This is a genomic window from Izhakiella australiensis, from assembly GCF_002006995.1.
GTDB lineage: Bacteria > Pseudomonadota > Gammaproteobacteria > Enterobacterales > Enterobacteriaceae > Izhakiella > Izhakiella australiensis.
In genome coordinates, this window is the sequence record NZ_MRUL01000041.1 from 1 (window position 1) to 8,178 (window position 8,178).

The 8,178-nt window shown below is 34.2% G+C and carries 9 protein-coding genes; 8 read left to right on the forward strand and 1 reads right to left on the reverse strand.

Translation table 11 applies throughout. From position 1 onward, the window contains the following. Positions 1 to 260 precede the first annotated feature (260 nt). From BTJ39_RS23690 to BTJ39_RS23705, 4 genes are all read left to right on the forward strand, one after another. Positions 261 to 848 carry a hypothetical protein gene (locus BTJ39_RS23690; RefSeq protein ID WP_206744996.1) on the forward strand — a complete coding sequence of 196 codons (588 nt, stop codon included), beginning with the start codon at positions 261 to 263 and terminating at the stop codon, positions 846 to 848. Next, the gene (locus BTJ39_RS23695; protein WP_078005123.1) at positions 849 to 1,724 is read left to right on the forward strand and encodes a ParB/RepB/Spo0J family partition protein; all 876 of its coding nucleotides are present in this window, start codon (positions 849 to 851) and stop codon (positions 1,722 to 1,724) included. It abuts the gene before it with no gap. A gap of 4 nt (positions 1,725 to 1,728) precedes the next feature. After that, complete coding sequence (locus BTJ39_RS23700; protein WP_078005124.1) at positions 1,729 to 2,601, forward strand: ParB/RepB/Spo0J family partition protein; 873 nt, start codon at positions 1,729 to 1,731, stop codon at positions 2,599 to 2,601. A 127-nt stretch (positions 2,602 to 2,728) separates the two neighbouring features. After that, positions 2,729 to 3,136 (forward strand): H-NS family histone-like protein, encoded by a 408-nt coding sequence (locus BTJ39_RS23705; protein WP_078005125.1) that lies wholly within the window; start codon positions 2,729 to 2,731, stop codon positions 3,134 to 3,136. A 53-nt stretch (positions 3,137 to 3,189) separates the two neighbouring features. On the opposite strand, the gene BTJ39_RS23710 is transcribed toward BTJ39_RS23705, so the two are convergent. Then, positions 3,190 to 3,984: a hypothetical protein gene (locus BTJ39_RS23710; RefSeq protein ID WP_078005126.1), complete on the reverse strand. Its 795-nt coding sequence runs from the start codon at positions 3,982 to 3,984 to the stop codon at positions 3,190 to 3,192. Between the two features lie 279 nt (positions 3,985 to 4,263). Between BTJ39_RS23710 and BTJ39_RS23715 the strand changes: the two genes are divergently transcribed. From BTJ39_RS23715 to BTJ39_RS23730, 4 genes are all read left to right on the forward strand, one after another. Beyond that, positions 4,264 to 5,112, forward strand: a complete 849-nt coding sequence (locus BTJ39_RS23715; RefSeq protein WP_078005127.1) for a DUF6387 family protein — start codon at positions 4,264 to 4,266, stop codon at positions 5,110 to 5,112. Positions 5,113 to 5,355: 243 nt separating this feature from the next. Beyond that, positions 5,356 to 5,562: a helix-turn-helix transcriptional regulator gene (locus BTJ39_RS23720; protein ID WP_078005128.1), complete on the forward strand. Its 207-nt coding sequence runs from the start codon at positions 5,356 to 5,358 to the stop codon at positions 5,560 to 5,562. Positions 5,563 to 5,894: 332 nt separating this feature from the next. Beyond that, positions 5,895 to 7,073 (forward strand): tyrosine-type recombinase/integrase, encoded by a 1,179-nt coding sequence (locus BTJ39_RS23725; protein ID WP_479684395.1) that lies wholly within the window; start codon positions 5,895 to 5,897, stop codon positions 7,071 to 7,073. A gap of 2 nt (positions 7,074 to 7,075) precedes the next feature. Beyond that, positions 7,076 to 8,089: a hypothetical protein gene (locus tag BTJ39_RS23730; RefSeq protein WP_078005130.1), complete on the forward strand. Its 1,014-nt coding sequence runs from the start codon at positions 7,076 to 7,078 to the stop codon at positions 8,087 to 8,089. Positions 8,090 to 8,178: the final 89 nt, after the last annotated feature.

The following is an 8,178-nucleotide window of genomic DNA, read 5'->3' on the forward strand; positions in this document are numbered from 1 at the left end:
CTCGGCCTGCTTGAGGATGGCCATGATCTGGCTGTCGGTAAAGCGTGATTTTTTCACAGAGATCTCCCCGGTTCAGATTACGAGAAAATTCTACTTATGAACACACCGGTTTTTCGGGGGGATTACCAACTAAGTTACAGACTAAAAAAACGAAAAACCACGAGAGTCAGTGGGTAATGCATGAGTCATTTTTCAAACCGATAATATCTATTGAAAAGTTTAAATTGGCTCAAGAAATTATCAATGCAAGATCGAAGCAAATGAGCAACGATGACATTTTGCTATATTTAAAAAGGAAATTACAAGAAAATGGTAAAATATCTGGATTTATAATAGACCAAGATGATTCTGGACCTTCAAGTAGTGTAGTTGCGAATCGTTTTGGGGGATTAATAAATGCTTATAAACTCATAGGTTACACTCCTGAGATAGACTATAGCTTTTTAACTATAAATAAAATGCTTAGGTTAAAAAACGAAGAATTGATAAAAGAAATAGAAAGAAAGTTGATAGAAATTGATGTGTCTGTTAACGATAAAAAACTTGTGAAAGTAAATAAATCTCTCACCTTTTCCATAGTCGTATCAAGATGTAGGAGTAAGGGAAATGATAAATACCAGTGGCTCGTGAGGTTAGAAAGAAGTCTAAATACAGACTTCAATATTGTAGTAAGAATGAATAGCTTGAACACAAAACCTGTTGATTATTTTATCCTTCCATCATTAGAAAATTTTGAAAAGGAACTGAAAATTAAAGAGCAAAATACTATGCTCTTTGAGTTATATAGATTTGAAAATATAGATTTTTTTCTAAATATGTTAAAACCAACATTTATGGAGGCATCTTAAATGAAAGAAGGTAAAATAGAAATGATAAAAGCATCATCTATAAAAGTTGTTTTGCCAAGAACAAGAAATAAATTTAAACATGCTGAGATTACAGAAAGTATAAATACAAGTGGTATAAGAAAGCCTGTTACTGTAAGAAGAATAAAAGATAGCAAATATGAATATGCTTTGATATGCGGACAAGGGAGGCTTGAGTCCATATCTATGCTAAATGAGGAACTAATACCAGCAATTATATTAGATGTTGATGAAAACACAGCACATATAATGAGTCTTGCCGAGAATATGGCCCGTGTTTTACCAAGAGCTGGTCAGCAGTATCTCAGAATAAAAGATATGAAAGAACAGGGGCTTAGCAACAAAGAAATTTCAGAGAATACTGGGTTATCAGTTAACTGGATAACAAGTTTAACCATGTTAATTGAAAAAGGAGAAAATAAGTTACTTTCTGCTGTTGAAAACGGAACGATGTCAATTTCTCTTGCCGTAGAAATTGCACGAGTAGACTATAAAGAGGGACAGGAGCTTTTTATCAAAGCTTTTGATGAAGGAAAGATCAAGCATAAAGATGTGAGCAAACTTAGAGAAGTTTTAGATTCAAGAAATGAAGGCTTAAAAGGCATAATGAGCACAGAATTCAAGAGAGATTACAAGAGTAAAAAATTGACTACAGATCAATTAATCAAAGTCTACGAAGATAGTATCAAAGAACACAAAAATTTGATTCACAAAGCATCATATTTAGAGTCCAATTTATTGCTTGCTAATTCAATTTTTAATGAGCTTAACAAAAATAAAGATTTCAATGATTTAATTATAAGCGAAAATCTAAATGACATCATTGGTGTAATATTTAGAAACTCTGCTAAGGACTAACAAAATGATTAAATGTTGCTTCAGTGAGAATACTTTAAGCTTAAATATAAGTGAGCTATTACCTACTAAAAAGCTTCTTATAAATTATGAGAGTAGCGAAAAGTTCTTACAAATAAAATGCACTTTGAAATCTATAGGATTAATAGAACCTATTTTAGTTTATATTGATTCAGTAACTAATGAAATAAAAATATTGGATGGGCATATGAGAATAGAGGCCTTAAAAGAATTGGGTGAAACCAAAGTAGAATGTCTTGTTTCTACAATATATGATACATATACACCTAATAAGAAAGTCAACCAAGTAACAATAATTCAAATCCAAAAAATGTTAAAGGAAGCTATAAAAGCTGGAGTTCCTATTGAATTACTTAGTGCTTCTCTAAATATTTCTGTAGATTCTTTGAAAGGCAGGATATCTGTATTAGATGGAATTAGTCCCCAGGTAGTTGAGATATTAAATGATAAGGTTGTTCCTAAGGCAACATTCTTAGCTTTAAAAAAAATGGTTCCATTGAGACAACTCGAATGTGCTAACCTCATGATAAGGTTTGACAATTTTTCAAAAAATTTTTCACACTCGCTTCTTCAAAGTTCACCTAAAGAAACATTGATTGAGTCAAAAAATACCAAAGGTAATCATAAAACAGCGCAAAGAAAAATGATTGATAGGCTCGAAAAAGAAATGGCACATGTTCATGTTGATGCAGATAAGCTCAAGGAAAACTATGGATCTACAAGCTTGAAGTTAACAATAGTAATATCTCACATAAAAACCTTATTAGAGAATCAAGCTTTATTTAGATGGTTACATAAACACAAACCTGAACTCCTTAATGAACTGATAAAGATCTCTGAAATCAGGAGTTTAAATTAAGCTCTGGAAATCTCAATCAGTTTACCAATAGACAAAATTACATAAATACTTGATTAGGAAAATATCCCTGTTTAAACTCATCAGGTTAAGTTCACAACCGCTAATAATTAATCAGGGAAAGCATCTTATGAGTAATGCGCTCCAAACCCTTAACAACATTCGCACCCTCAGGGCACAAGCTCGTGAGACTTCACTTGAGCAACTCGAAGATATGCTTGCTAAGCTCACTACAGTTATAGATGAGTTCCGTGAAGAGCAAGCATCCGTCATAAAAGAGCGAGAAGCAAAGCAAGCTAAGCTTGAAGCTATCCGTGCTCAACTTCTTGAAGATGGGATAGATCCTCAGGAACTTCTAAACGGACTTTCTTCTAAACATAAGGTCAAGGCTAAGTCTACTCGTGAAGCTCGCCCGGCAAAGTATAAATATACCGATGAGCAAGGTAATGAGAAAACCTGGACTGGTCAGGGCAGAACACCAAAAGCCATTGCCGATGCTATTGCCAGTGGTAAAAAATTGCAGGATTTTGAAATCTAAAAAGTTCAAAGCCAGCTTGTAATATATTGATTCCTCACAAGCTGGTCCTATAGTTAATTCAGAATTCTTGATAACCAGTTTCTTTTGTATCGAGAACTTATTTCTTTCTCCAAAACTGAATTGTAACTTTCAGACAAATTTAAATAGCTATTGTTTGCCTTATATTCAATTACAGCTTTAAATGCAAAAAATTTTAGTAAAGAAGGCATTACTGTTTTTATTGCAATATCTGTTTTATTCGAAGAGGAGTATCTTTCGTCAGTCATATCGCCTGCCATAAAAAACTCATTTATTATCTCATCAACATTAACACCGAAAAGCATTTTTTTTATTTCATCATTTTTTTGTTGTGACTCAACATTAAGTGCTGAAAGAGAGTCGTCTAAAGATTTTTTGTATTTATGAAATTCATCAATAGTTCCAGTTACTAAGGCAATGTTAATATAATCTTGATTTAATTCTTCCCGACAAGTCGCAAGTTCTTGGGAGTGTTTAGTAGAATTGCTATTATATTCTGAGACTTTTTTTAGGAGATCTACAAGATATGATTTATATTCCTCGGTCAGCCTTGGTCCTGAACCATCTTTCCCGGCATTATATCTTTTAATTAACTCGTTATATAGTCCTATTTTTTGTGTGAAATCGTCCGCCAGTGTTATTGACAAGTTACTGCACTGTCTTTCTTTAGTTATTAGAGGAAAATAGTAATCCTTCATTATATCACCTCTAAAGTTAAGGTCGCTTTTATACGATTCGAGTATAACACCGAATATAAGTGTCCCTAAAACTATAGGGATTACACCTAAAAGTAATGATTTTAAAAAAGATTCACTGACTGGATTTCCCATATATTATCCTTAACATTAATATTGTGTTTTCAATCTTATTATCAACTGCTAATAATATACCAATAAGAATAAACGAACAAATGAAATTTGAGAGGGTAGTATCTTGTTAGATTTATAGATAATAAAAGGTGATTTTCATATTATGAAATATGGATTAAGATTTTTTATATAAATTGCATTCTGTGTGGTTTATTTCGTTTAAATAATTAATTAGAAAATAAATGTGCAGTTTTAATTAAAATGATATAAATTTGTGTAAATATTTCTGGAAAAAATTTAATGAAGAATTGGACCTCAGAACATACAAAGGAAGTTAAAGCATGGTTTTCCGTAGAAAACTACGAAATTTTCAATGATCTAACACTAAAGGCCTACTACCATGAGCTGTGGGCGAGAGCGATTTGGCACAGACCTTGGCCTACAGAGGAGGAAGGGAGAGACCTCATTCAGGTAGGTATCAAAGTCTTTGGGGGAAATCCGGTGTTATACACTTCAAGGCAACTGGAATACACGGACCGTGATGATCGCCTCTACGAACCGCCTCATCTCCATCTTACGACAACGAAGAGGATTGCCCAGCTTGGTATCAATAGCATGGTTGCAGGACTCTTTTCATGGGATGGAGGAGAGCAATATCGTATGGTGCCTGATTATGCTGAAGCCTTCATCTCAGACATCTTCGATGAGAGCATGGCGAAGGGCACGGTGATGCTGGAAGTAGACCTGGCAAGCGGAACAGATGAAGAGATAGCTGAAGCTCTTAAGACGGCATTACCGCAATGGAGAAAAATCAAAGGTATTGAGCCGGACATGTCGGGAGCAGTTAGGTTTGGTTATGGCACAATCAAAAAGCTCATCAACTATCGAATCATGGCCATGCTCGATATCCTTATGTGGGCAAAGATACATAAGGTAAGGATTTCTGACGACAGGTTATCTCGTCTCCTATACACCGATGAGGATGAAGAAGATGAAACCCGCCTAAGTAACCATATCCGTGATTCAGACCGTCCACTCGCTAACAAAGCATCAACCATCAACTTCATTAGGCAATTTAACTACTTCCTTAATAAGAATCCTCATTTGAAAGACATGAAGGTCTCAGAAGTCATAAAACTCAGTGACTAAGCGAAAGGCACCGTTAGTTACGGTGCTTAAAAACCTGTCGGCATGTGCACAGCATCCTCTCCTCCTCTTTTATCAAAGTTAAGAACTCTGACCCAGATGAAGTTCTTGAAGTCTATCCTGTCTGTTACAAAATAAACTGGGAAAGCGGTAACAGTTGTCGTCACTGGAGTCACGAAGCTCTGTCCTTTCTTTGCTCACCTTCCCTTACTGTTGATTCATCAGAGACAAGGTGAGGAAGCAAACATGAAGAAATCAAACATCCGCTTGATAAGAATGCCCGAGGTGTTATCAAAAACCGGATTTAAGAAATCTTGGATTTATCTATTGATATCAAATGATTCATTTCCAAAACCTATCAAAATGGGGGCGAGGGCTATAGCTTTTGTAGAGGCGGAAATTGATCAATGGGTTGAAGATCGAATTAATGAATCTCGGATTAATAATAGCTGATTTTGATGATCAAAATATTATCGTAAAGTTTAAAAATGAAAATAGGGTGATATTTAACGAAATTCTTAACAAAAATATTCGCACCGCTTTATCAATCAGGCTTTGAGATGATTTCTAAATATCGGGTATGGATACAGTTAACTAGCCATACCGGTTTCTTTCACGTGAAAGAAATTTTTTTAAATTATTAAATAATATATAAATAGCTAAGAAATAATATAAATATAATTGCAAATTTAGAATCTATAAATTACATGATAAGCCGGAATGATTAACAATTGTAAAATTTACGGAGGGTTATCAAATTGGAATATAGAACTAAGAAGTTTGTAATGGAAAGTGGAGAACGAAACTGTATTATTCTTGATAGAAAGACCGGGCTTCCAGCTTACTATGAAAACCTATTTCTCACTACTAAAATAAGAAACCGAGGTTATACCGTTTCAACAATTGAAGTGGTTGCAATGAAACTCATCATATTTAAAGAGTTCTGCAAAAATAACAAAATCAGTTTACATGAAAGGATAATGAACAAAGAGTTTCTCAATATATTTGAGATTGATAATCTTGTTAGATATTTAAATCTAAGATTTGATAACAGGGAAGTCCCCGACATTAACAAAAAAGAATTTAAATCCATTTCTAAAAGAACATTTAATTATAGACTGCATGTGGTTGCGAAATACCTTGAGTGGCTTTGCGAAGTTATTCACTCAATGAATAAAATTAATGCAAAAAACGAAGTAGATATTTTCATAAAGAGTATCGAGTCTCATAAATGGAGTGTCCGAACTCTGAAGCTACATGAAAGACCTGATAGAGCGCTTGAAGACAGACAGCTTATTGAGCTTTTTAAGATAGTTGAAATAGGGAGCGAACTGAATCCATTCTCAAAAGATGTTCAAAGAAGAAATAACCTTATTTTTAGGATTCTAATAAATTTGGGGTTAAGAGCTGGCGAATTACTAAACATTAAGATTGAAGATTTAGATCTTTATGAGAATACACTATATGTAAGGAGGCGACACGACTGCAACAAAGATTCCAGAATCTATCAACCTCTTGTTAAAACAGAAGAAAGGGTGCTTAAACTTTCTGATGGTTTAGCTAAGGAAATAGATGACTATATGATTTATGAAAGGGAATTTTCTACAAAGCGGAAAAGACATAGTTATCTTTTTGTAACTCATGGGAATTCAAATACAGAAGGCGAACCTCTCAGTATTTCCGCATACGAGAAAATTATTTCCACCATTAAGAAGAGCAGTAATTTATTAGCAAATCTATCAGGTCACAGGTTGAGACATTCATGGAATTACTATTATTCAAAGGAGGCTAATAGCGCACAACTAAGCGGTCATGAGCAAGATGCTTTTAGAAAGTATTGTATGGGATGGTCTGAGTCCTCGAAAATGCCTGAGGTATACAACAGAAAAATGATTTCTGAAAAACATAAAGAGATTATGCTCAAGATTTTCAACACCACTGAGAGAATTATAAAAGGAGAGTAGGTATGAATTTGTCGTTAAAGATTGAAGAAGCATCTTACAAAGCCAAAATGAAAGATTATTACTTCAAACTCACAGATGAAAAATGGAAGCTTGATAAGAGCATAACTATATCTCCCATAGATGTGATTAAAAATGCATCATCAGAGATCCAATCGGGATATATTCATACTCTTGCATATTGTGCCTCGAATTTTAGTGCAGGTTATGTAAGTGCCATTAACAATTCATTTAAGAAGTTTTTCGCTATATCGCAGATAAAAGTTATTGATGGTGAAAGTATCTTGAGATTTAAGGCTGGACTGAAAGAGCATGAAATGTATTGTTTATGCTGTATGAAGAGCTTTCTGGAAAGATGGGTAAACTTCAACTATCCAGGCATACATTCATCTTCAGTAGCTATTTTCAATGAAATCAAAGTAAACCGTGGAGCTATTGGTGAAGCAGTCAAAAGAAGAGACCCAAATGCAGGACCTTATACAGATGATGAACTGTATATGCTTAAAACCAAAACAAACGAATTGCTTTCTGAGGGAAAAGTTGATTTATCTTTATTTTGTTTCTTACACCTCTTAATCAGCACAGGTAGAAGGCCAGTGCAATTGACATCATTGAAGCACATCGATCTTAAGAAAGATGATAAGGGTATATATATTAATATCCCAAGGGTTAAGCAACAGCTTACATTTAGAGAAAGTTTCACTTCAAATATTCTTGCAGAAGAATTGTTTTCTTTACTATTGCAATTAAAAGAGCGAACAATAAATCAAATCGAGGAGAAGTTTGGAGTTAAGTTAGAACAGCATTTTAAAGATTTATTGCCAGTTTTCCTTAATAAGGAAGCTGTAAATTTGTGCACGAGCCTCATAGATTTAAAGCAAAAAGTTTCCTCAGATTTTCTTCATGCAAAAAATGAGTCGTTAATTAATGAAGTAAGGAAAATGGCTAAAATTTATGGATTCATTTCAAAAAGAACAGGTATGATCTTACCCACCATTAGTGGACACGCGACTAAGTGAGTAAACTCTCAACCAGAGGTAGCTCACATGACAAAATCCGTATCAACCAGTAAGAACCCCCGTAAGCAGCATTCGCCTGAATTCCGCGA

What these genes read in the sequence shown, in the direction of transcription:
- BTJ39_RS23710 (WP_078005126.1), bottom strand. Translation starts at nt 3,984, where the DNA reads ATGGGAAATCCAGTCAGTGAATCTTTTTTAAAATCATTACTTTTAGGT.
- BTJ39_RS23695 (WP_078005123.1), top strand. Translation starts at nt 849, where the DNA reads ATGAAAGAAGGTAAAATAGAAATGATAAAAGCATCATCTATAAAAGTT.
- BTJ39_RS23690 (WP_206744996.1), top strand. Translation starts at nt 261, where the DNA reads ATGAGCAACGATGACATTTTGCTATATTTAAAAAGGAAATTACAAGAA.
- BTJ39_RS23720 (WP_078005128.1), top strand. Translation starts at nt 5,356, where the DNA reads ATGAAGAAATCAAACATCCGCTTGATAAGAATGCCCGAGGTGTTATCA.
- BTJ39_RS23715 (WP_078005127.1), top strand. Translation starts at nt 4,264, where the DNA reads ATGAAGAATTGGACCTCAGAACATACAAAGGAAGTTAAAGCATGGTTT.
- BTJ39_RS23705 (WP_078005125.1), top strand. Translation starts at nt 2,729, where the DNA reads ATGAGTAATGCGCTCCAAACCCTTAACAACATTCGCACCCTCAGGGCA.
- BTJ39_RS23700 (WP_078005124.1), top strand. Translation starts at nt 1,729, where the DNA reads ATGATTAAATGTTGCTTCAGTGAGAATACTTTAAGCTTAAATATAAGT.
- BTJ39_RS23725 (WP_479684395.1), top strand. Translation starts at nt 5,895, where the DNA reads ATGGAAAGTGGAGAACGAAACTGTATTATTCTTGATAGAAAGACCGGG.
- BTJ39_RS23730 (WP_078005130.1), top strand. Translation starts at nt 7,076, where the DNA reads ATGAATTTGTCGTTAAAGATTGAAGAAGCATCTTACAAAGCCAAAATG.